General features: G+C 74.3%; 23 protein-coding genes and 1 other RNA gene. 9 read left to right on the top strand and 15 right to left on the bottom strand.

Going from position 1 to position 19,933, the window contains the following annotated elements:
* Positions 1-99: 99 nt before the first annotated feature.
* Complete coding sequence (locus ACWGKU_RS34365) at positions 100-3,498, bottom strand: AfsR/SARP family transcriptional regulator (RefSeq protein WP_452180813.1); 3,399 nt, start codon at positions 3,496-3,498, stop codon at positions 100-102.
* A 195-nt stretch (positions 3,499-3,693) separates the two neighbouring features.
* On the opposite strand from ACWGKU_RS34365, the gene ACWGKU_RS34360 reads away from it, so the two are divergent.
* On the top strand, positions 3,694-4,509 hold the full coding sequence (locus tag ACWGKU_RS34360) for a site-2 protease family protein (RefSeq protein WP_401049704.1): 816 nt from the start codon (positions 3,694-3,696) through the stop codon (positions 4,507-4,509).
* Positions 4,510-4,536: 27 nt separating this feature from the next.
* On the opposite strand, the gene ACWGKU_RS34355 is transcribed toward ACWGKU_RS34360, so the two are convergent.
* Both ACWGKU_RS34355 and npdG read right to left on the bottom strand, forming a co-directional pair.
* Positions 4,537-4,722, bottom strand: coding sequence for a hypothetical protein (locus ACWGKU_RS34355; RefSeq protein ID WP_359896925.1), 186 nt, complete (start codon positions 4,720-4,722; stop codon positions 4,537-4,539).
* 112 nt (positions 4,723-4,834) lie between these two features.
* Positions 4,835-5,527 (bottom strand): NADPH-dependent F420 reductase, encoded by a 693-nt coding sequence (gene npdG, locus ACWGKU_RS34350; protein WP_401049702.1) that lies wholly within the window; start codon positions 5,525-5,527, stop codon positions 4,835-4,837.
* Positions 5,528-5,574: 47 nt separating this feature from the next.
* Here npdG and ACWGKU_RS34345 point away from each other — a divergent pair, with 47 nt between their 5' ends.
* Positions 5,575-6,207 carry a hypothetical protein gene (locus ACWGKU_RS34345; RefSeq protein ID WP_452191692.1) on the top strand — a complete coding sequence of 211 codons (633 nt, stop codon included), beginning with the start codon at positions 5,575-5,577 and terminating at the stop codon, positions 6,205-6,207.
* A gap of 95 nt (positions 6,208-6,302) precedes the next feature.
* Positions 6,303-7,640, top strand: coding sequence for an MFS transporter (locus tag ACWGKU_RS34340; protein ID WP_401049698.1), 1,338 nt, complete (start codon positions 6,303-6,305; stop codon positions 7,638-7,640).
* Positions 7,641-7,671: 31 nt separating this feature from the next.
* On the opposite strand, the gene ACWGKU_RS34335 is transcribed toward ACWGKU_RS34340, so the two are convergent.
* From ACWGKU_RS34335 to ACWGKU_RS34325, 3 genes are read right to left on the bottom strand one after another with little or no spacing between them, the layout of a single operon-like run.
* Positions 7,672-7,935 (bottom strand): type II toxin-antitoxin system RelE family toxin, encoded by a 264-nt coding sequence (locus ACWGKU_RS34335; RefSeq protein WP_452180815.1) that lies wholly within the window; start codon positions 7,933-7,935, stop codon positions 7,672-7,674.
* A complete protein-coding gene (locus ACWGKU_RS34330; protein ID WP_401049696.1) occupies positions 7,928-8,197 on the bottom strand; it encodes a type II toxin-antitoxin system Phd/YefM family antitoxin in 270 nt (89 codons plus the stop codon). Before ACWGKU_RS34330 ends, ACWGKU_RS34335 begins: the two co-directional genes overlap by 8 nt.
* 60 nt (positions 8,198-8,257) lie before the next feature.
* Entirely contained in the window at positions 8,258-8,485 is a 228-nt protein-coding gene (locus ACWGKU_RS34325; RefSeq protein WP_359896920.1) for a hypothetical protein, read from the bottom strand.
* A 112-nt stretch (positions 8,486-8,597) separates the two neighbouring features.
* Here ACWGKU_RS34325 and map point away from each other — a divergent pair, with 112 nt between their 5' ends.
* The gene (map, locus tag ACWGKU_RS34320; protein WP_401049694.1) at positions 8,598-9,443 is read left to right on the top strand and encodes a type I methionyl aminopeptidase; all 846 of its coding nucleotides are present in this window, start codon (positions 8,598-8,600) and stop codon (positions 9,441-9,443) included.
* Between the two features lie 42 nt (positions 9,444-9,485).
* Here map and ACWGKU_RS34315 read toward each other — a convergent pair whose 3' ends face one another.
* Positions 9,486-10,181, bottom strand: coding sequence for a bifunctional DNA primase/polymerase (locus ACWGKU_RS34315; RefSeq protein ID WP_359896917.1), 696 nt, complete (start codon positions 10,179-10,181; stop codon positions 9,486-9,488).
* Positions 10,182-10,715: 534 nt separating this feature from the next.
* Between ACWGKU_RS34315 and ACWGKU_RS34310 the strand changes: the two genes are divergently transcribed.
* Both ACWGKU_RS34310 and ACWGKU_RS34305 read left to right on the top strand, forming a co-directional pair.
* Complete coding sequence (locus tag ACWGKU_RS34310; protein WP_452180816.1) at positions 10,716-10,946, top strand: hypothetical protein; 231 nt, start codon at positions 10,716-10,718, stop codon at positions 10,944-10,946.
* 58 nt (positions 10,947-11,004) lie between these two features.
* Positions 11,005-11,202, top strand: a complete 198-nt coding sequence (locus tag ACWGKU_RS34305; protein WP_359896913.1) for a hypothetical protein — start codon at positions 11,005-11,007, stop codon at positions 11,200-11,202.
* Between the two features lie 114 nt (positions 11,203-11,316).
* On the opposite strand, the gene ACWGKU_RS34300 is transcribed toward ACWGKU_RS34305, so the two are convergent.
* The gene (locus ACWGKU_RS34300) at positions 11,317-11,994 is read right to left on the bottom strand and encodes a PadR family transcriptional regulator (RefSeq protein ID WP_452191690.1); all 678 of its coding nucleotides are present in this window, start codon (positions 11,992-11,994) and stop codon (positions 11,317-11,319) included.
* A gap of 171 nt (positions 11,995-12,165) precedes the next feature.
* Here ACWGKU_RS34300 and ACWGKU_RS34295 point away from each other — a divergent pair, with 171 nt between their 5' ends.
* On the top strand, positions 12,166-12,564 hold the full coding sequence (locus tag ACWGKU_RS34295) for an ACT domain-containing protein (RefSeq protein ID WP_401056376.1): 399 nt from the start codon (positions 12,166-12,168) through the stop codon (positions 12,562-12,564).
* A gap of 101 nt (positions 12,565-12,665) precedes the next feature.
* Entirely contained in the window at positions 12,666-12,923 is a 258-nt protein-coding gene (locus tag ACWGKU_RS34290; RefSeq protein ID WP_401056375.1) for a Prokaryotic metallothionein, read from the top strand.
* A 41-nt stretch (positions 12,924-12,964) separates the two neighbouring features.
* On the opposite strand, the gene rnpB is transcribed toward ACWGKU_RS34290, so the two are convergent.
* From rnpB to ACWGKU_RS34270, 4 genes are all read right to left on the bottom strand, one after another.
* Positions 12,965-13,362, bottom strand: an RNA gene (gene rnpB, locus ACWGKU_RS34285) — RNase P RNA component class A.
* Positions 13,363-13,375: 13 nt separating this feature from the next.
* Positions 13,376-14,857, bottom strand: a complete 1,482-nt coding sequence (locus ACWGKU_RS34280) for a DHA2 family efflux MFS transporter permease subunit (protein ID WP_401055709.1) — start codon at positions 14,855-14,857, stop codon at positions 13,376-13,378.
* A 158-nt stretch (positions 14,858-15,015) separates the two neighbouring features.
* Positions 15,016-15,387, bottom strand: coding sequence for a type II toxin-antitoxin system death-on-curing family toxin (locus tag ACWGKU_RS34275; RefSeq protein ID WP_359896904.1), 372 nt, complete (start codon positions 15,385-15,387; stop codon positions 15,016-15,018).
* A complete protein-coding gene (locus ACWGKU_RS34270) occupies positions 15,384-15,749 on the bottom strand; it encodes a hypothetical protein (protein WP_359896902.1) in 366 nt (121 codons plus the stop codon). Before ACWGKU_RS34270 ends, ACWGKU_RS34275 begins: the two co-directional genes overlap by 4 nt.
* A gap of 183 nt (positions 15,750-15,932) precedes the next feature.
* Here ACWGKU_RS34270 and yaaA point away from each other — a divergent pair, with 183 nt between their 5' ends.
* Positions 15,933-16,718: a peroxide stress protein YaaA gene (yaaA, locus tag ACWGKU_RS34265; protein WP_452180905.1), complete on the top strand. Its 786-nt coding sequence runs from the start codon at positions 15,933-15,935 to the stop codon at positions 16,716-16,718.
* Positions 16,719-16,738: 20 nt separating this feature from the next.
* Here yaaA and ACWGKU_RS34260 read toward each other — a convergent pair whose 3' ends face one another.
* Genes ACWGKU_RS34260 through ACWGKU_RS34250 form a run of 3 tightly spaced genes read right to left on the bottom strand, consistent with a single transcriptional unit; the run spans position 16,739 to position 19,480 of the window.
* A complete protein-coding gene (locus ACWGKU_RS34260; protein ID WP_452180904.1) occupies positions 16,739-17,872 on the bottom strand; it encodes a bifunctional RNase H/acid phosphatase in 1,134 nt (377 codons plus the stop codon).
* A 4-nt stretch (positions 17,873-17,876) separates the two neighbouring features.
* Entirely contained in the window at positions 17,877-18,620 is a 744-nt protein-coding gene (locus ACWGKU_RS34255; RefSeq protein WP_387689403.1) for a zinc ribbon domain-containing protein, read from the bottom strand.
* A 23-nt stretch (positions 18,621-18,643) separates the two neighbouring features.
* The gene (locus ACWGKU_RS34250) at positions 18,644-19,480 is read right to left on the bottom strand and encodes a Nif3-like dinuclear metal center hexameric protein (RefSeq protein WP_401052188.1); all 837 of its coding nucleotides are present in this window, start codon (positions 19,478-19,480) and stop codon (positions 18,644-18,646) included.
* Between the last annotated feature and the right edge of the window lie 453 nt (positions 19,481-19,933).

The following is a 19,933-nucleotide window of genomic DNA, read 5'->3' as shown; positions in this document are numbered from 1 at the left end:
GGCCCAGGGAGCCCCGGGAGTCCGGGAAGTCCGGGAAGTCCGGGAAGTCCGGGGAGCCCGGGGAGCCCGGGGAGCCCGGGGAGCCCGCGGAGCCCGGGGCTAGCCGATCAGCCCCTCCAGCAGCTCGAAGGCCTGCTCCTGGGACGTCCCGACCCCGCCGGCCCGGGCCTCCTCGTACTCGGCGTCGCCCATCAGCTCCCGCAGGACGGCCTCCGTGCGCGCCCGCTCGGACCGCTCCAGGTAGCCGCCCTTGGGGCCGTTCAGCCCACCGTGCGCGCCGATCAGCACCGCCGCCGCCCGGGCCCGCTCCAGGTCCCCGTCGCGCCGGGCGAAGCTGCACAGCACCGCCGTCACCGCGGGCACCACCATGACCGTCATGTGCTCGGCGAAGCCGCTCGCCGCCGTCACCGCCCGCAGCTGCCGCCAGCCGTCGCGCAGCAGCTCGAACCCCGCCTCCGGATCGCCGGCCCGGGCCGTGATCCAGCCCCGGGCGCTCAGCAGCATCCCGGTCACCAGGCTCGGCGCGAAACCGCCGACCCGGACCGTGTCCAGCTCGTCCAGCTCGGCCAGCGCCAGCTCGAACTCGCCGCGCTGGGCGTGCAGACCGCAGAGCGTCAGGTGGCCGAACATCAGGGCCCCGGTGGTGGACTGGTTGAGTCCCGGGGTCTCGATCGAGGCCAGCGCCTCCCGGACGACCCGCTCGCCGCGGTCCACGTCGTGCTCCAGCAGGGCGGTGCCCAGATTCACCCGCAGGATCGGCACCTCCAGCGGCGCCCCCAGCTCCTCGACCAGCCCGATCGCCCGCTCGTACGCCTCCGCGGCGGCCGCGGACTCGCCCCGGTTGGCCAGCGACTCGCCGTGCGCCGACAGCGCCTGGGAGATCCCCCAGAGGTTGCCCGCCCGCTCGTACAGCTCCAGCGAGCGCTTGCCGTCCACGATGCTCTGCTCCGCGCCGCTCGGCCAGTCGTTCAGCATCCTGGCCCGCACCTGCAGGATGAACGCCAGGTCGCTCGGCCCGCCGTACCGCTCGCAGCCGAGCACGGCGTCGTCCAGCAGGTCCTTCATCACCTCCAGGCGGCCGGCCAGGAACGCGCCGAACACCCGCATCAGCGCCGGGAAGCGGTAGGACTGCGGCAGGTCCGGGGTGTAGGCGTCCATCAGCCGCTGGGCGACCTCGACCGCCTCCGGGTCACCGAGGACGTCCAGGTTGCCCTCGAACAGCCCGATCAGCCGGAACATCGCGAGCAGCCGGCGGGCCTCCTCGACCACCGGCGCGGACAGCGGCGGCTCGTACACGAACACGCTGTGCTCCAGCGGCACCGCCCGCGGGGCGTCCGGGGCGAACGGGTCCGGGCCGAGCGCGCCGACCGCGGTGTACCAGGTGCGCGCCTCCATGCTGTAGCCGCGCAGCGACCAGTACCAGCTCATGCCGAGGGCGAGCAGCAGCGCCTGATCCTCGTCCCGCAGGTCGATCGCCCGGCGCAGCGCCGCGCGGATGTTGTCCTGCTCGCGCTCCAGCACCGCCAGCCAGTGCAGCTGCCGGGGGCCGTGGATCTGCGTGTCCGCGACCGAGATCATGGTGCGGAAGTGCGCCAGGTGACGGGCCTCGGTGGCGGCGCGGTCCGCGGCGGACGCGGCCAGGCGCTCGGTCGCGTACTCGTGGATGGTCTCCAGCATCCGGTAGCGCGGCAGGCTGGCCCCGTCCAGGTCGGCCACCAGCAGGGACTTGTCGACCAGCGACAGCAGCAGGTCGGCGACCTCGCCGGTGGCCACCTCGACGCCGTCGGCGCAGACCGCCTCGGCGTCCTCCAGCTGCCAGCCGCCCGCGAACACCGCGAGCCGGCGCAGCACCGCCCGCTCCCGCTTGCCCAGCAGGTCCCAGCTCCAGTCGACCACCGCGCGCAGCGTCTGCTGGCGCGGCAGCAGGGTGCGGCTGCCCGCGGTGAGCAGCGCGAACCGGCCGTCCAGCCGGTCGGCTATCTGGCGCGCCGTCATCACCCGCAGCCGGGCGGCGGCCAGTTCGATGGCCAGCGGCAGCCCGTCCAGCCGGCGGCAGATCTCGGCACAGGCCTCCGGGTCGCCCTGCGGATCGAAGCCGGGACGGGCGGCGGCCGCGCGCTCGACGAACAGCCGCAGCGCGACCGGGTCGGGTAGCGGCTCCACCGGCAGCACCGTCTCCCCCGGCACGCCCAGCGGCTCGCGGCTGGTGGCGAGCACCGTCAGCCCGGGGCACTCGGCGAGCAGGACGTCGGCGAGGTCGGCGGCCGCCTGGATCAGGTGCTCGCAGTTGTCCAGGACGAGCAGCATCCGGCGGTGGCCGCAGTGCTCGACCAGCCGGCGCACCGGGTCCTCGGCCCGCTTCTCGATCACCTCGGCGACCATGCTGGTGCTGTGCAGCACGATCTCGCGCAGGCCGAGCGCCGAGACCACGGCGGCGGGCACCGCGTCCGGGCTCTCCAGCGGGGCGAGTTCGGCCACCCAGACGCCGTCCGGCCAGCCCCCGGCGGACTGCTCGGCGCGGCCGGCCTCCGTCGAGAGGCTGGTCTTGCCGGAGCCGCCGGGGCCGGTCAGGGTCACCAGCCGACGATCCGTCAGCATCGCGCGCAGCGCGGCGAGATCGTCCTCGCGGCCGACGAAGCTGGTCAGCCGGCCGCGCAGGTTGCCGCCGGGGCGCGGGAGTTGGGGCGCCGCGGGGGCGGGGGCGGCGGGGGCGGGATCCGGGTTCCGCCCCTCCTGGGCCGCCGGGGCCGCCGGGCCCGTCAGCTCCGTCGGGTCCGTCGGGTCCGTCGGAGCGAGCAACTCGGCGTACAGGGAACGGAGTCCGCGCCCCGGGTCGACGCCGAGCTCGTCGGCCAGGGCGCGCCTGGTCCGCTCATAGTGGCGCAGCGCCTCGGCCGTCCGCCCGCTCTCGTGCAGCGCCCGGATCATCAGCAGCTGCAACGGCTCGTCCAGCGGCTGCCGTTCGCACAGCTCGGCCAGCTCGGCGATCAGCTCGGCGGCCCGGCCGAGGCCGAGGTCCGCGGTGATCCGGTGGCGCCGGGCCTCCTCGTGCTGGGCCTCCAGCCGGACGGCCGGGCCGGTGCGGTCCGGCAGGTCGGCGAGCGCGGGGCCGCGCCACAGGGCCAGGGCGGCGCGCAGCCGCTCGGCCGCGAGCGCGTGGTCCCCGGCGTCCAGGGCGCGGCGGCCCTCACCGGTCAGCCGCTGGAAGTCGGCGAGGTCGGTGGCCGGGCCGGTCAGCCAGTACCCGGCCGGGCCGGAGCCGACCTCGTCCCGGCCGATGGTCCGGCGCAGCCGGCCGACCAGGGTCTGGAGCGCGGCGGAGGAGTCCTGCGGCGGCTCGGCCTCCCACACCTCGTCCACCAGCAGGTCGGCCGGCACCGGCCGGCCCTGCCGCAGGGCCAGGGCGGTGAGCAGGGCCCGCAGCCGGGCGCCGCCGATCGCTACCGGCGTGCCGTCGTCGTGGTGGGCCGTCGTCGTCCCGAGGATGCCGTAGTGCACCGCACCATTCTGGTCGATGCCCGGGGGAAGGGCCGCACAATTGTGCTGGGCCCCTCCCGGCCCCGGCACGTAGGGTGGAACGCCACCGCGCGCCCGGACGTTCACCCGGGACGGCTTGTCCGGTCACCGGCCCGCCCGGCATGATCGACCCGCTCGCGCCCGCCCGCCTTCCCCTCCCCACGGAGCACCCAGACCATGACCTTCGCCGCCACGCCGCGCTCCCGCAGCGAGGACCGCCGGATCAGCCCGGTGTTCTGGGCGCTCCTCGCCGTCCTCGGCACCTCCGGCTGGGCGGTGCACCAGGGTTACGGCAACGCCTCGTTCGGGGTGTTCCTGTTCGTGGTCGCGGGCTGGATGGTCTCCCTCTGCCTGCACGAGTACGCCCACGCGCGCACCGCGCTGCACGGCGGCGACATCAGCGTCGGGGCCAAGGGCTACCTCACGCTCAACCCGCTGAAGTACGCCAACGTGCTGCTCAGCTTCGTGCTGCCGATCGTCTTCGTGATCCTCGGCGGCATCGGCCTGCCCGGCGGCTCGGTCTGGATCGAGCGGCACCGCGTCCAGGGCCGGCTCAAGCACAGCCTGATCTCGGCGGCCGGCCCGCTGGTCAACCTGCTCATCGCGGCGGCGCTGCTGATCCCGATCGGCGCGGGCTGGCTGGACGACCCGACCGTGCACGCGGTCTGGGAGGGCCACGAGCTGATCATCTCGCCGTTCTCCGGCGCGCTGGGCTTCCTCGGCTTCCTCCAACTGAGCGCGGCGGTGCTGAACCTGCTGCCGGTGCCCGGGCTGGACGGCTACGGGATCGTCGAGCCCTGGCTGTCGTACCGGACCCGGCGGGCCATCGAGCCGTTCGCGCCGTACGGGATGCTCGCGGTGTTCGCGCTGCTGTGGCAGCCCCAGGTGAACCAGTTCTTCTTCGGGATCGTCCACGGCCTGATGAGCCTGTTCGGGGTGGACCAGGACTACGCCACGCTCGGCCGGTACCTGTTCAGCTTCTGGAAGAACTAGCCCCACCGGCGGTCCGCGGGCAGGGCCTCAGCCCTGCTCGGCGGCGGCCGCGGCGATCCGGGCCCGGCGACGGTCCATCCACAGCACGTTGCTGGCCACGCCGGCCAGCGGCAGCCAGATCAGGCCCAGCCAGAAGCCCTGGACCAACGAGACCACCAGGGCCACGAGCGCGAGGACGACGGCGGCCAGGGCGAAGAGGGACGTGCGAGGCATGGCGGGAGGCTCCTAGAACGGGTGCGGGCGGCCGGGTCACGGCCGCCACCCATTGTCGCCGACCTCACCTCCGGAGCCGGTCCAGGGGTGAGGTCGACACGGCCCGTGCCGGTCAGACGTCGGTGATCCGCAGGCCCGCGTGGGCCTTGTAGCGGCGGTTGACCGAGATCAGATTGGCGACCAGCGACTCCACCTGGTGGGCGTTGCGCAGCCGGCCCGCGTAGATGCCGCGCATCCCGGGGATGCGGCCGGCCAGGCCCCGCACGACATCGGTGGCGTCCCGGTCGTCGCCGAGCACCATGACGTCGGTGTCGATGCTCTCCACCGACTCGTCCTGGAGCAGCACCGCCGAGAGGTGGTGGAACGCGGCGGTGACCCGGGAGTCCGGCAGCAGGACGGCGGCCTGCTCGGCGGCGCTGCCCTCCTCCGGCTTCAGCGCGTACGCGCCCTGCTTGTCGAAGCCCAGCGGGTTGACGCAGTCGACGACGATCTTGCCCGTGAGCTCCTCGCGCAACGCGGTCAGGGTGGCGGCGTGGCCGTCCCACGGGACCGCGATGATCACCACGTCGCTCTCCCGGGCGACGGTGGCGTTGTCGGCGCCGCGCACGCCGAGGCCCAGCTCGGCCGCCGAGGCCTCGGCACGGGCGGCGTCACGGGAGCCGATGAGCACCTGCTGGCCGGCCTTGGCCAGCCGCAGGGCCAGTCCCCGCCCCTGGTCGCCGGTGCCGCCGAGGACACCGACCACCAGCTGCGAGACGTCCGGCACCTCGTGGGCCGGGTTTGTCGCTGAATCGAGGGAAGTCATGGGCCGATCCTGCCAAATCCCCGGCCCGGCGGGACATCCTGGCCCGCATGGACGCGGTGAGAGTTTCGGCACTCCGGGAACGGCTGACGGGAACGGGCTGGCTGGAGGCGGTCGGCGGCTTCGCCGGGGCGCTGCGCCGCTCGGTGGAACGGCGCGGGGCGAGCGGGCTGCTGCTGGTCGGCACCGAGGCGTACGAGCCCTGGCACCTGGCCGCCCACCTGGACGACGAGGCCGCGTGGTCGGACGTCCCCCGGCTGGCGCCCACCCTGCTGCGGCACAGCCCGCCGGCCGGCGCCCCCGCCCACCTGCTGCACGACCTGCGGCGGCTCACCGGGGCCGGGCGCGGCGACACCGTGCTGGTGGTGGTCCCGGAGGCGGCCGGCGCCCCGCTGCTGGAGCGGGTGCAGGACGCCCGGCGGCGCGGCGCGACCGTGCTCGCGCTGGACGGCGGCGCCCCGGCCGGCGCCGGGGCGGCCGGCGGCCCCGGCGGCCCCGGCGGCCTCGGCGAGCTCGCGCACGAGCGGCTGGCCGTCGGCACCGACGCCGAGGGGCCCTTCGACCTCGCCCAGCACCTGGTCAGCGTCGCCGCCGGGCAGCGGACCCACCGCCGCTCCGTCCGGGACCGGCTCGCCCGACTCGCCGAACGGCTGACCTCGACGCCCGCGATCAGCCGCTGGTGAACCGGGCGCCCGAACCACCGGTGCGCGCGACCCGACCGCCGACGGGCCGAAAACCCTTTGCGGAAGCGGTGACCGCCGTCCGAGGATGACGGTTCGTGAACGTCGACGAACCCCCGTATCCCTCCGTGCCCGGGCGCGCCCGGAGGCTGCTGCGATCGCTGACACCCGACCTGGCACCCTGGCGCGCCTCCCGCGACTTCCGCTACCTGTGGACCTCCGGCTGCGTCACCAGCTTCGGCGGCTTCCTGACCCTCGTCGCCGTACCGATGCAGATCAAGGAGCTCACCGGCTCCTCCTTCGCGGTCGGCCTGATCGGCGCCGTCGAACTCGTCCCGCTGATCGTCTTCGGTCTCTGGGGCGGCGCCCTCGCCGACGCCCTGGACCGCCGGAAGCTGGTGCTGCGGGCGGAGGTCGCGCTCGGCCTGCTGGCCGGGCTGCTGCTGGTCAACGCCCTGCTGCCGCACCCGCTGCTCTGGCCGATCTACCTGGTCGCCGCACTGGTCGCGGCCGCCGACGGCATCCAGCGCCCGGCGCTGGACTCGCTCCTGCCCCGGCTCGTCCCGCACCAGCACCTGACCGCCGCGTTCGCCCTCAGGTCGCTGTACCACAACGCCGCTTCGGTGGCCGGTCCGGCGCTGGCCGGGGTCGTGGTGGCCTTCGCCGGGGTGCAGACCGCGTACGCGCTGGACATCCTCACCTTCGCGGTCTCGCTGCTGCTGCTCGTCCGGATCAAGGCGGTGCCGCCGCCCACCGGCGCCGAACGGCCGTCCGTCCGGGCGGTGCTGACCGGCGTCCGCTACGCCTGGAGCCGCAAGGACCTGCTCGGCACCTACGCGATCGACCTCTGCGCCATGCTGTTCGCCTACCCGGTGGCCGTCTTCCCCTTCCTGGCCTCGGAGTTGGGGGCGGACTGGGCGCTCGGCCCGATGTACGCGGCCTCGGCCCTCGGCGCCCTGCTGGTCGGCGCCACCAGCGGCTGGACCTCCCGCGTCCACCGGCACGGGCGGCTGCTGGTGGCCGCCGCCGTCGGCTGGGGCGCGGCGATGGCGCTCGCCGGACTGTCCGAGCACATCGGGCTGGTGCTGCTCGGCCTGGCGCTGGCCGGCGGCGCCGACGAGATCAGCGGGCTCGCCCGCTCGACCATGTGGAACCAGTCCATCCCCGACGAGTTGCGCGGGCGGATGGCCGGCGTCGAACTGCTCAGCTACTCCGTCGGCCCGCAGCTCGGCCAGGTCCGGGCCGGCACCATGGCCGGGCTGGTCGGCGTGCGCGCCGCCGTCTGGGCCGGCGGCGTCGCCTGCGTGGTCGCCGTGCTCGCGGTCGCCGCCGCCCTCCCGAAGCTGCTCGGCTACGACGACCGCACCGACCCCCACGCCGCCGCCGTCCGCGCCGAGCACGAACGCGCCGAACGGGAGGCCGCCCCGACGGCGTGACGAGCCCGCCGGGCGGGGCCCGGTGTTTCCGTCAGGTGCCGTAGATCGTGGAACGGTGGCCGACGTGGACGATCCACACCACCACCTGCCCGTTGTCGACCGTATAGACGATGCGGTGGCCGCCCACGCGCAGGCGTCGACGCTCGGGCTGCGACACGAGTGCGGTGGTGTTGGAGCCGAACGGATCGCTCTCCAGCTCGGTCAGCTTGGCCAGGATGCGAAGCGCCATGTCACGAGGGATCTTCCGGAGCTCGGCCTGGGCCTCCGGCCGGAAGACGGTGCGGTACTCACTCACTGCGGGCCAGCGTCTCCCTCATGACGTCCTCGATCGGCACGCCCGGCGCGGGATCGGCCATCCGCTCGTCGATGATCCGGTTGATCTCGCGCGCTTCCCACTCCTGGTACTTCCGCAGGACCTCGATCGACACGACGGCGGCAACCTCCTTGCCCCGGCGCGTGATCACGGTGGGTACGTCGTCCCGGTCGGCCCGCTCGACGACCTCTGCCAGGTGCGCGCGGACATCGCGGATCGACTCCCTGGGCAACGGCTGCGTCATGAGCCCAAGTGTACGTGATGACCCAGGTGTACACATGGGCTCGGCGCCGCACCGGGCGGGCTACTCGGCGTCGTCCTTCGGCTTGTCGCTCCAGCGCGGGTCGTTCTGCCACTCGCGGTTGCGCTCGTCGGCGATGCGCAGCGCCTGGGCGGCCTCCTCGGGGGTGGCGTACGGGCCCAGGCGGTCCTTCGCCGGGCACTCCGGGCCCTCTTCGACCTTGTTGTGCTTGATGCAGTAGAACCACTCGCCGGGTTTGCCGGTCGGCTTGCGGTTGAATCCGAGGGGCATGGCGCTCTCCCGTTCAGAAGGCCAGAAGGATGGGTCGGTACCGATCATTCCCCGCCCCGGCCCGGGCCGCACACCCCCCGGGGCCCCGGGGACCGGCGACTAGACTCGCGGCATGGCTCTCGTACCCGGCATCCAGTCCCCCACCCGCAAGGTCCCGGCGCACATCGCGCGCCCCGAGTACGTCGGCAAGTCCGCGCCGACGCCGTACACCGGGCCCGAGGTGCAGACCGCCGAGACGATCGAGAAGATGCGGATCGCGAGCGGGATCGCCGCCCGGGCGATGGAGGAGGCGGCCAAGCTGATCGCCCCCGGCGTCACCACCGACGCGCTGGACGCCGTGGCCCACGCCTACATGTGCGACCACGGCGCCTACCCGTCCGACCTCGGTTACCGGGGCTTCCCCAAGTCCGTCTGCACCTCGATCAACGAGGTGATCTGCCACGGCATCCCGGACTCGACGGTGCTCCAGGACGGCGACATCGTCAACATCGACGCCACCGCGTACATCCACGGGGTGCACGGCGACCTCAACGCCACCTACCTGGTCGGTGACGTGGACGAGGAGTCCCGGCTGCTGGTCGAGCGCACCCGGGAATCCCTCGCCCGGGCGATCAAGGCGGTCAGGCCGGGTCGTCAGATCAACGTCATCGGGCGGGTCATCGAGTCCTACGCCAAGCGCTTCGGGTACGGCGTGGTGCGGGACTTCACCGGACACGGCATCAACACGTCGTTCCACTCCGGCCTGATCATCCCGCACTACGACAGCGAGCGGGCCACCGAGGTGATCAAGCCGGGCATGACCTTCACCATCGAGCCGATGCTGACCCTGGGCACCTACGACTACGAGATCTGGGAGGACGGCTGGACGGTCGTCACCAAGGACCGCAAGCGCACCGCCCAGTTCGAGCACACCCTGGTGGTCACGGCGGACGGCGCGGAGATCCTCACCCTGCCGTGACCGGGGCACGGCCGGCGTGACCCGCGCCGCCCGGCGGGCGCCCTAGCCGATCAGCCACTGCTCCTCGGCGACGGCGCCCACCTCGGTGCAGGCGTCGGTGAGCACGTCCAGCACCCGCAGCGGGTCCGGCAGCGGCTGCTCGGGCCCGCGCAGCCACCTCACGTGGGAGCCGTCCGGCAGCGCGGCCGGCGGCAGCAGGGTGTACGAGCCGCGGCAGTGCCAGCGCAGGCCGGGGTGCTCGGACATGGTGTCCGGGGTGGAGTCGAGCGCGCTCGGCCACCACTCGTCCTCGTCCTGGGGGGTGCCGCGGGTGGCGGTGAAGAACAGGTAGCGGTCCTCGCCGACGGCGGCGACCGGGCCCTCGACGCCCAGTGCGGTCAGCCGCTCCAGCGCCAGCCGTCCGGCCTCCGCCGGGACGTCCAGCACGTCGTGCACCCGGCCGGTGGCGGTGATGAAGTTGGCCTGCGGGTCGCGGGCGAGCCAGCGGGAGAGCTGCTCGGGGTCGGTGGTGGCCTGGGTCTGCCAGGCGAAGGAGACCGGGTGCTGGGCGGGGGCCGGGCAGGCCACCCGGTCGCAGGAGCACCGGTAGCCGGCCGGGTGGGCGGCGGGCGCGAGCGGGAATCCGGCGCGCGCGGCACCGAGCAGCTGATCGAGTCCGGCGGCCGGGTCGTCGGCGCCCCCCGCCCGCTGACGTTCACGCTTCTGCCACCAGGTCGTCCACCTGCTGCCGGCTTCCATCGGGCCCCTTCCGCGCAACTGCCGTGCCTGGTGCGACACAGCGTTCGACGTACCACTCGACGCAACGCACGGCGCCCCCGACTGCTTCCCGGGGTGCTCGGCCCTGACGTCCGCGCCCTGCCGGCCGTGGACCGGGGTCACCGGGCGGCCGACGCCCGGGTCACGGTACGCAGTCGCGGCAGCACGCTGTCCGCGCCAAATCGGCCGGAGGGCGCGCGGATTCGCGCCTCGCCCGGCCCGTACGGGCCCGCTGACCCGGGTGGACCCCGAGGGCGTAACAGGAAGGATAAGGGTGCGGGGGGCCTCCGGATGACCGGGGGCGGTGCCTCTCCGGTCACACTCGCGGTGACGCCCACGGGCGCACCCCGGGCACACTCCCGGCACGCCGCCCGCACGCGACGTCCCGCCCGCCCTCCCGTCCGGGAGCCCCCGGTCGTCCCGGCGCTCCCCCGCCGGCCCCCCGTCCGGCGCCCCGGGCACGGCCCCGGCCCTGGTCCCGGTCCCGGTCCGGCGCGGAGGTGAGACCCTGGGGGGATGAAGAGCGCGGACACCGCATTCGTCGGCGGCCCCCTGGACGGGACGATCCTGCCCATCCCCCTGGGGCCGATACTCGGCGTGCCCAAGAAGTACAAGGTTCCGGTCCCCGCGCACGGCGAGGCCGCCGCGCGCACACTGGTGTACGTCCGGAGCAAGCAGGTTCGGGGCCTGAGCTGGTTCTGGCGCTACGAGTACGACGAGGCGGCCACCGTCCGCGCCTCCGGCTGACGGGCCGCGCGCTTCGCCGTCGCGCGTTGCCCTTCGTTCGCCTCCCGGGGAGGTCGGCATGGCGAGGACGGTACGGCACCCGAGGAGCCGCTCCCGGGCGGTGGAGCACCACAACCGGCAGGTCGCGGGCGTCACCGGGGTGCTGCTCCTGGTGGTGTGCCTCTACAGCGTGGCCATCGGGCCGAACGCCTGGCTCTGGTTCGGCTGGGCGGTGCTGCTGCTGGTGTCGGTGGCACTGTTCACGGTCCGGCCGTGAGGCCCGCGCGGCCCGCGAGGCCCTCCCCCGGACCGCCCGGGCAGCGGCACCGCCCGTCCCGGTCCCCCGCGGTTCGCCCGGCGGCGCTTCCCACGGGTCCTCCCCCCGGGCCGGTCAGTCGTCCTCGGCGAGGATGAGGTACAGCTTCTTGCGGGCCTCGGTCAGTACGGTCAGGCCCTTGGCGCGCTGCGCCTCGGTGCCGGTGGCCATGACCTGCCGGATCGCCTGGTCGACGGCGGCGAGTGCCTGGCCGACCTCCTGGACGGCCTCCCAGTCGACGTCCCGGCCGGCCTCCGCCCACGGTTCGGCCGGCCCGGCGTCGGCCTCGGCCCGGCCCGCGTCGGTGAGCGAGACCAGCCGCTTGCCACCGACCTCCTGCGCGGTGATCAGGCCCTCCTCCTCCAGCAGCTGGAGGTTGGGGTAGATCGACCCCGGGCTGGGCCGCCAGGCCCCTCCGGTCCGCTCGGTGATCTCGGCGATCATCTCGTAGCCGTGCATCGGCCGCTCCTTGAGCAGCGCCAGCAGCGAGGCCCGGACGTCACCGCGCCGGGCCCGGCCGCCGCGCCGGCCGTGCGGGCCTCCGCGCCGGCCGCCGTGGCCGCCGAAGCCGTGCCCGAACGGGCCGCCCATCGGCCGGCCGGGGCCGCCGCCGCCGAACGGCGGGCCGAACCCGCCGAACGCCTCCCGGCCCTCGACTCCCTCCCCGGGCATCCCCCGGAACTCGGGGCCCGGGCCGCGGCGCCGGCCGCCGCCCGGGCCGCCTCCGCGCGGGCCTTCCCAGCGGAATCGCATTCCTTGACCTTCCGAGCGCATCGCGCCCACCTCCGTCTCCACGGTTCGACGAGGCAGTCGAGTTACTGTCTCGATAGCTCGACGATATATCGGTGACTGTCGCTCGTCAACGGATTCCGACACGCCCACGGAGCACGACGCATCCCCCGTCCAGCCGCTACGGTGGCGGGCATGGCCGCAGAACGAGACCTCGCGACGCTGCTGCGCGCAATGAGCCCGCAGCTCAACCCGGGGCGGTACGTCTACTGCACGCTCCCCGCCCGGGTGCCCGCCGGCATGCGGCCGGTGGTGACCGTCGCCGAACCCGAGGGGGTGACGATGGTGGTCGCCCAGGAGGAGGCGGACGCGCTCGGGCTGCGCTACGAGTACGTGGCGGCCTGGATCACCCTGCGGATCCACTCGGCGCTGGAGGCCGTCGGGCTGACCGCCGCGGTGTCCGGCCGGCTCGCCGAGGAGGGCATCAGCTGCAACGTGGTGGCCGGTTTCCACCACGACCACCTGTTCGTCGCCGCCGACGACGCCGACCGCGCCGTCCGCGCCCTGGAGGACCTCTCCGCCCGCTCCGGCTGAGCCCCCGCCGCTCGCCCCGGGTGGCCGCCGCCGACCGGGCCTTCGACACTGGGAGGCGAGCCGCCCCGCCGGGACGGCCCCACCGGAAGGAGACGGCCGCCATGGCCATCTGCGACACCTGCGGCAACGACTACTGGCTGGCCTTCGAGATCAAGACGGTCACCGGCGACACCTACACCTTCGACAGCTTCGAGTGCGCGATGGAGAAGCTCGCCCCGCGCTGCGAACAGTGCGACGTGCGCATCGTCGGCCACGGCGTCGAAGTCGCCGGCATGTTCTTCTGCTGCGCCAACTGCGCCCGCGTCAACGGCGGCCTCGGCGACCAGATCCGCGACGCCGTCGGCGCCCGCCCCGCCTGACCCGGCGGGGCCCCGCGCCGGACGGCGGGGAGGGAAAGGGGCGGAAGAGTCGGCCTGTACGCCGGGTTCTGTCTCCCGGGTTGCTTGCGCGGCCCGGGGAGGCGGCCATCCATCTAGGGCTGCCGTTGCCGACAGCCTCGTGCGGTCCACCCGCGGACTCGGGCGAGCAGCCTTCAAACGTCCGCGCACGGTGCCCGAGGGCACCGATCTTGACCTTGCTCCAGGTGGGGTTTACCTAGCCGGCCGAGTCACCCCGGTCGCTGGTGGTCTCTTACACCACCGTTTCACCCTTACCCACCACGAAAAGCGGTGGGCGGTCTGTTTTCTGTGGCACTGTCCCGCGGGTCACCCCGGGTGGGCGTTACCCACCACCCTGCTCTGTGGAGCCCGGACGTTCCTCGGCGGGTCTGGGACCCGTCGCGACCGCCCGGCCGGCTCTTCCGCCGTAGTGGTCATGGTAGCCGCTCGGGCGGCGCCTCCCGTACACCGGACCGGACGGCCGGCGGCTCGGCGCCGAGGCGGGCGGCCACCCGGGCGGCCGTCGCACTCGCCCAGGCCGTGGTGGTGACCAGGCCCAGGACGAGGACGGCGCCGCCGAGGCCGACCAGGATCCACCAGCCGGCGTGGCTGGCCCGGGCGAAGCCGGTCGCGACCGGCCCGACCACCGCCGAGGCGACGACCGTGCCGATCACCGCCACGCCCAGCGACTGGCCGATCTGACGGCTGGTCGAGGCGACCGCGGCCGCCACGCCCGCCTGGGCGCGCGGCATGCCGGACACCGCGGCGTTGGTGATCGGCGCGTTCACCATGCCGAAGCCGAAGCCGAACAGCCCATAGGCGACCAGCAGCAGGGCGGGCGGGGAGTCGGCGGCGAGCCGGGTCAGCAGCAGCCCGCTCGCGGCGAGGCCGAGCCCGGCCGCGACCAGCGGCAGGCGCGGGCCCCGGCTCGCGACGATCCGCCCGGACAGCGGCGCGCAGACCAGCATCATCCCGGCCATCGGCAGCGTCCACAGGCCGGCCTCGACCGGGCCGTAGTGGCGGACGTCCTGGAGGTAGAGGGTGTTGAGGAAGAGGAAGCCGCCGAGCGCGGCGAAGGCGCAGACCGCGGTGACGGTGGCGCCGGTGAACGGCGCGCTGGCGAAGAACCGCGGGTCCACCAGCGGCTCGGCCACCCGGCGCTCCCAGAGCGGGAAGGCGATCAGCGCGGCCCCGGCGGTGAAGGCCAGCGCGAGGATCAGCGGGGACGTCCAGCCGTTGGCCGGCCCCTCGATGATCGCGGCGGTGCCGCAGCCGAGCAGCACGATCATCAGCAGCTGCCCGACCGGGTCCAGCCGGCGCGGCCGGGGCGCCCGGGACTCGGGCACGAAGCGGGCGGTCAGCGCGATGGCGGCGAGCGCCACCGGGACGTTGATCAGGAAGATCGACGGCCAGCCCGCGCCGTCCACCAGGAAACCGCCGAGCAGCGGGCCGAGCGCCATCGAGATGCCGACCACGCCGCCCCAGACACCGATCGCCCGGGCCCGCTCCTTCGGGTCGGTGAAGGTGTTGGTGATGATCGACATCGCCACCGGGTTGAGCATCGAGCCGCCCACCGCCTGGAGCGCCCGGAACGCCACCAGCCAGCCCAGGCTCGTCGCCTGGCTGCACAGCAGCGAGCCGAGCGCGAAGCAGACCAGCCCGGTCTGGAACACCCGGCGGCGACCGAAGCGGTCGGCCACCGAGCCGAACAGCATCAACAGCGAGGCCAGCACCAGGGTGTAGGCGTCGATGATCCACTGCAGCCCGGACGCCGGGGCGCCCAGGTCCCGCTGGATCACCGGCAGGGCGATGTTCACCACGGTGTTGTCGAGGCCGACGATGAACAGGCTCAGGCAGCAGATCGCCAGGACGAGCAGACGGCGGCGGGAGCCGGGCGCGGGCCCGGGGGCAGGCACGGGCGCGGCGGCGGCGCGGGGCTGGGGGGCGGGCACGGACCGATCCTCCCACCGCGGGGCGGCCCGGGGCGGGTTGGCGGCGCGTCCGGGTGGCGCGTCCCGGGCCTCGCCGCCCCCGGCCGGAGGGGCGGCGCGGCCCGGGAGCCCCGGCAAGGGGCTCACCGCCCCAGCAGGGACTTCAGGTCCTTGGCGGCGAGCGCGACCGCGTCGTCGTAGCCCCCGGTGGCGAGCCGGAGCATGAAGGCCACGGCGTCGTCCGGGTGCGGGTCGGTGTACGGCTCGCCGTTGTAGTCCAGGAACAGCAGCATCGCCTCGAAGGCGGTGCGCTTGTTGCGGTCGATCAGGGGGTGGTTGCGGGCCAGGCTCTGGCCGAGGGCCGCCGCCTTGGACCAGAGGTCCGGGTAGGCGTCCTCGCCGAACAGGCTCGCCTGCGGGCGGGCGATCGCCGAGAGCAGGCCACCGAGGTCGCGGACGGTCTCCGGACCGCCGGCGAGGTAGGTGACGTCGTCGAGGTCCAGGTACTCGGTCACAGGTCCTTGAGCCTCTCCAGCGTCTCCGCGTTGGCGGTGCGGATCCGGGCCACCATGGCCGCCCGGCGCTCGGCCCTGCTCTCCCGACCGGCCTCCCGACCGGCCTCCGGAGCGGTCGGCCCGGTGAGCGCCCTGGGGACGTCGGACTGGCGGACCTCGAAGGCGAGTTCGGCGGTGTCCGCGCCGTCCGGCGCCCCGGTCACCCGTACCCGCCCGGCCATCACCGCCTGCGCGGCCGCCCGCAGCGCGAACTCCAGCGCCGTCCGGGTCTCGGCCGGCAGGCCGGCGGGCAGGCGCACGGACAGGGACTCCTCCACGGCGTCGTCGTCGCCGGGCACCAGGTCCAGGGGTCGCAGGGTCATCGCACTCACTCTCCTCGCCGCTCACCGTACTGGTGAACGCCCGGGTGCCCCACCGAATTGCCTGCCGCGCCCGCCCGCCCGCTGCGGGGCCAGGGCAAGGGGACGGTCGCGAGGACGGGGTCCGTACGGCGGGCGCAGTAGGGTTGCGGGGTTCGTGTGCCACAGATCGTCGAGGAGTCCGCTGTGCTGATGCTGTTGCCGCCCTCGGAGGGCAAGGCCGGATCCGGGGACGGCGGACCGGTGGCGCTGGAGCGGCTGTCGCTGCCCGGGCTGACGGCGGCGCGCGGCGCGGTACTGGACGCGCTGGTGCGCCTGTGCCGGGGCGACGAGGACACCGCCGCCGAGGTGCTCGGTCTCTCCCCCGGCCTGCGCGGCGAGATCGCCAAGAACGCCGGACTGCCGACGGCCGGGGCCCGCCCGGCGGGCGAGGTGTACACCGGGGTGCTGTTCGACAACCTCGGCCTGGCCACCCTGGACGCCGCCGCGTACGACCGGGCCGAGCGCTCGCTGCTGGTCTTCTCCGGCCTCTGGGGCGCCGTGCGGATCTCCGACCGGATCCCGTCCTACCGCTGCTCGATGGGCGTGAAGCTCCCGGAGCTGGGGGCGCTCGGCGCGTATTGGCGGAGCGTGACGGCTCCCGTGCTCCCGGAGGTCGCGGACGGGCTGGTGCTGGACCTGCGCAGCTCCGCGTACGCGGCGGCGTGGAAGCCGGCCGGCGAGGTGGCCTCCCGGACCGCGACCGTCCGGGTGCTCCAGGAGCGCGACGGCAAGCGCACCGTGGTCAGCCACTTCAACAAGGCGACCAAGGGCCGGATCGTCCGGGACCTGCTGCTCGCCGGGGCAGAGCCGAAGACCCCCGGCGAGCTGATGGACGCGCTGCTGGAGCTGGGCCACCAGGTCGAGCTCGCGGCGGAGGGCACGGCGCGCAAGCCGTGGCAGCTGGACGTGGTGGTCACGGACGTGCACTGAGCACGTCCGTGACCGGCGGGTCAGCGCAGGTGCGAGGTGTCGTTGAGCAGCCGCAGCGAGGCGTTGCCGTCCGCGTAGTACTGGACGGCGCAGATCGAGGCGGCGGACAGCTCCATCCGGTACATGGAATCCGGCGGGGCGCCGATCGCCAGCCGGACCAGGGTCTTGATCGGGCTGACGTGCGAGACCACCAGGACGGTCTTCCCCGCGTACCGGGCGAGGATCTTGTCCCGGGCGACGCCGGCCCGGTGGGTGAGCGTGGTGAAGCTCTCGCCGCTGCCGGTCGGCCTGGCCTTGGCGGAGCCGAGCCAGGCGGTCAGGTCGTCCGGGTACCGCTCCCTCACCTCGGCGAAGGTCAGGCCCTCCCAGTCGCCGAAGTCGACCTCGCGCAGCCCGTCCTCGTACCGGACCTCCAGGCCGAGCCGGGCGGCGACGGTCTCGGCGGTCTGCCGGGTGCGGCGCATCGGGGAGGCGACGACCGCCTGGACGCTGCCGCGCGCGGCCAGCGCCTCGGCGGCCCGCTCGGCCTGCCAGCGGCCCTTGTCGGAGAGCTCCGGGTCGCTGCCGCCGCTGCCGGAGAAGCGCTTCTCCGGGGTGAGCGGGGTCTCGCCGTGACGCAGCAGGACGAAGGTGGTGGGGGTTCCGAGGTCGGCCGGGGCCGCCCAGCCGGCCTTGGGCGCGGCGGTCTCCAGCGGGGGTTCCTCGACGGCGGCCGCCGGCTTGCGGGGCTCCCACTGGCGCCCGGCCTTGCCCGCGTCCATCGCCTCGTTGGCCAGCCGGTCGGCGTCCTTGTTCCGCTCGCGCGGGATCCAGGTGTACGTGACCCGGGCGCGCGGGAAGACGGTGCGCGCCTCGGCGGCGAGCGGCTGCATGTCCGGGTGCTTGATCTTCCAGCGCCCGGACATCTGCTCGACGACCAGCTTGGAGTCCATCCGGACGTCCACCGAGGCGTCCGGGTCCAGCTCGCGGGCCGCCTTGAGCCCGGCGATCAGGCCCTTGTACTCGGCCACGTTGTTGGTGGCGTGGCCGATGAACTCGGCGGCCTCGGCGACGATCTGCCCGGTGTCCCCGTCACGGACCACCGCGCCGTAGCCGGCCGGCCCCGGGTTGCCCCGGGACCCGCCGTCAGCCTCGACGACGAAACGCGCCGTCACCGGCTCAGACGCCCGAGTCGGAGGTGCGGACCAGGATCCGCGAGCAGTTCTCGCAACGGACCACCTTGTCGGCCGGCTCGGCCTTGATGGCGTTCAGCTCGGTGATGGAGAACTCGGTGCGGCAGCCCTCGCAGCGGCGCTGGTAGAGGCGGGCCGCGCCGACGCCGCCCTGGGTCTCGCGCAGCTTGGCGTACACCTTCAGCAGGTCGGCGGGGATGACGGTGGCGACGGTCTCGCGGTCGCGCTTGACCTTGTCGGCCTCGCCGTCGATCTCGGCGAAGGAGGCGTCGCGGCGGCCCTCGGCCTCCTTGAGCACGATGGTGGAGTGCTCCAGGCGGGCGGACAGCTCCTCGACCCGGGTGTTGGCGCTCTCCTGGCGCTCCATGATCTCCAGCACGACCTCCTCCAGGTCGCCCTGGCGCTTGGCGAGCGAGCCGATCTCGTGCTGGAGGTTCTCCAGGTCCTTCGGCGAGGTGATCGCGCCGGAGTCCAGGCGCTGCTGGTTGCGGGCGGCACGGGAGCGGACCTGCTCGACGTCCTGCTCGGCCTTGGTCAGCTCGCGGGCGGTGTCGCCCTTCTGGGCCTCGGCGGCGACGACGAGGTCCTTGAGCGCGGTGTGGTCGGCGGTGGCCTTGTCGATCTCGGCGTGCTCGGGCAGGCTCCGGCGCCGGTGGGCCAGCTGGTCGAGCTTCGAGTCGATGGCCTGGAGGTCGAGCAGGCGGATCTGGTCGGCGGGCGCGGCGTTCAAGCGGAGAGCTCCTGTGAATCGGGTCAGGCGGTGAAGGACATGGGGGCGTGCGCGGTCCACGGGTCGGTGACCCGGTGGGAGACCTTGGTCTCCACGGCCCAGCCGCGCGTGTCGGCGACGGCCAGCAGGGCCCGCTCGGCCAGGGTGAGCCAGGGCCACTCGGTGGCCCAGTGGGCGGCGTCGAGCAGCGCGACGGGCGCCGCCTCGGCGGCCTCGGAGGCCGGGTGGTGACGCAGGTCGGCGGTCAGGTAGGCGTCCACGCCGGCCGACCGGACGTCGGCGAAGAGGCTGTCGCCCGAGCCGCCGCACACCGCGACCCGGCTGACCAGCCGGGTCGGGTCGCCGGAGACGCGGACGCCGGCGGCGGTGGCGGGCAGGCCCTTCGCCACCTGCGCGGCGAAGTCGGAGAGGGTCAGCGGGGGTTCCAGCAGGCCGATCCGGCCGGTGCCGCGGCGGCCCAGCGGGTCGGTCGGGTCCGGTACCAGCGGGCCGGTGACCCGCAGGCCCACCGCCTCGGCGAGCGCGTCCGAGACGCCGGGGTCGGCGTGGTCGGCGTTGGTGTGGGCGACGTGCAGGGCGATGCCGTTGGTGATCAGCGTGTGCACCACCCGGCCCTTGAAGGTGGTGGCGGCGACGCTGGTGGTGCCGCGCAGGTAGAGGGGGTGGTGGGTGACCACGAGGTCGGCGCCCCACTCCACGGCCTCGTCGACGACCGCCTGGACGGGGTCGACGGCGAAGAGCACGCGGTCGACCTCGGCCTGAGGGTCCCCGCAGACCAGGCCGACGGCGTCCCAGGACTCCGCCCACTGCGGCGGGTAGACCTCTTCGAGCGCGGTGATGACGTCGGACAGTTTCGGCACCTGTCGAGACTACCGTGCGCGCGGGCGCGGTCGGGCCTCGGCCGTTCGGCGGGCTGCCGGGGGAGTCGCCGCGGCTGTTCGGACGCGGGAGCTGTGGGCGTACGGGTGCGCGTCAATCTGTGACGGGAGGCGCCCGACGGGCCCGCGCGCTCCGTACGCGGCCGCGCGCCGGGCACCCGTTACTCACAGCAGGGTTCTCGTACGAATTCGAAACCACGCCTTGATCACCCTTACGAGTGAAGTGACCGGCTCTGCGTTGAGGCTTCGGTTGGCTCGAAAGTAACTTCACTCCTGCGAACGGGAGTTGCACCAGCGGCAGCCACGACCCGGAGTCGGGCGGATGCCGCGCGGGCCGGACGGGATCCGGGTGGGCACTCCCGTGCCGGGGCGGCACCGCCGCCCCCTCCGGGGAAACCGATCGGGCCGGGCCGCCGCGCCGGGTGCCGCGAGCAG

Source organism: Kitasatospora sp. NPDC054768 (genome assembly GCF_053612025.1).
The sequence above is the reverse complement of the archived record's forward strand: the minus strand, read 5'-3'. Positions and strand labels throughout refer to the sequence as shown.

Coding starts and splice junctions, on each gene's coding strand:
- npdG (WP_401049702.1), bottom strand. CDS start 5,527: ATGACTTCCCTCGATTCAGCGACAAACCCGGCCCACGAGGTGCCGGAC.
- ACWGKU_RS34300 (WP_452191690.1), bottom strand. CDS start 11,994: ATGCGATTCCGCTGGGAAGGCCCGCGCGGAGGCGGCCCGGGCGGCGGC.
- ACWGKU_RS34360 (WP_401049704.1), top strand. CDS start 3,694: ATGACCTTCGCCGCCACGCCGCGCTCCCGCAGCGAGGACCGCCGGATC.
- ACWGKU_RS34330 (WP_401049696.1), bottom strand. CDS start 8,197: ATGACGCAGCCGTTGCCCAGGGAGTCGATCCGCGATGTCCGCGCGCAC.
- ACWGKU_RS34345 (WP_452191692.1), top strand. CDS start 5,575: ATGGACGCGGTGAGAGTTTCGGCACTCCGGGAACGGCTGACGGGAACG.
- ACWGKU_RS34315 (WP_359896917.1), bottom strand. CDS start 10,181: ATGGAAGCCGGCAGCAGGTGGACGACCTGGTGGCAGAAGCGTGAACGT.
- ACWGKU_RS34310 (WP_452180816.1), top strand. CDS start 10,716: ATGAAGAGCGCGGACACCGCATTCGTCGGCGGCCCCCTGGACGGGACG.
- ACWGKU_RS34290 (WP_401056375.1), top strand. CDS start 12,666: ATGGCCATCTGCGACACCTGCGGCAACGACTACTGGCTGGCCTTCGAG.
- ACWGKU_RS34325 (WP_359896920.1), bottom strand. CDS start 8,485: ATGCCCCTCGGATTCAACCGCAAGCCGACCGGCAAACCCGGCGAGTGG.
- ACWGKU_RS34295 (WP_401056376.1), top strand. CDS start 12,166: ATGGCCGCAGAACGAGACCTCGCGACGCTGCTGCGCGCAATGAGCCCG.
- ACWGKU_RS34270 (WP_359896902.1), bottom strand. CDS start 15,749: ATGACCCTGCGACCCCTGGACCTGGTGCCCGGCGACGACGACGCCGTG.
- ACWGKU_RS34305 (WP_359896913.1), top strand. CDS start 11,005: ATGGCGAGGACGGTACGGCACCCGAGGAGCCGCTCCCGGGCGGTGGAG.
- ACWGKU_RS34355 (WP_359896925.1), bottom strand. CDS start 4,722: ATGCCTCGCACGTCCCTCTTCGCCCTGGCCGCCGTCGTCCTCGCGCTC.
- map (WP_401049694.1), top strand. CDS start 8,598: ATGGCTCTCGTACCCGGCATCCAGTCCCCCACCCGCAAGGTCCCGGCG.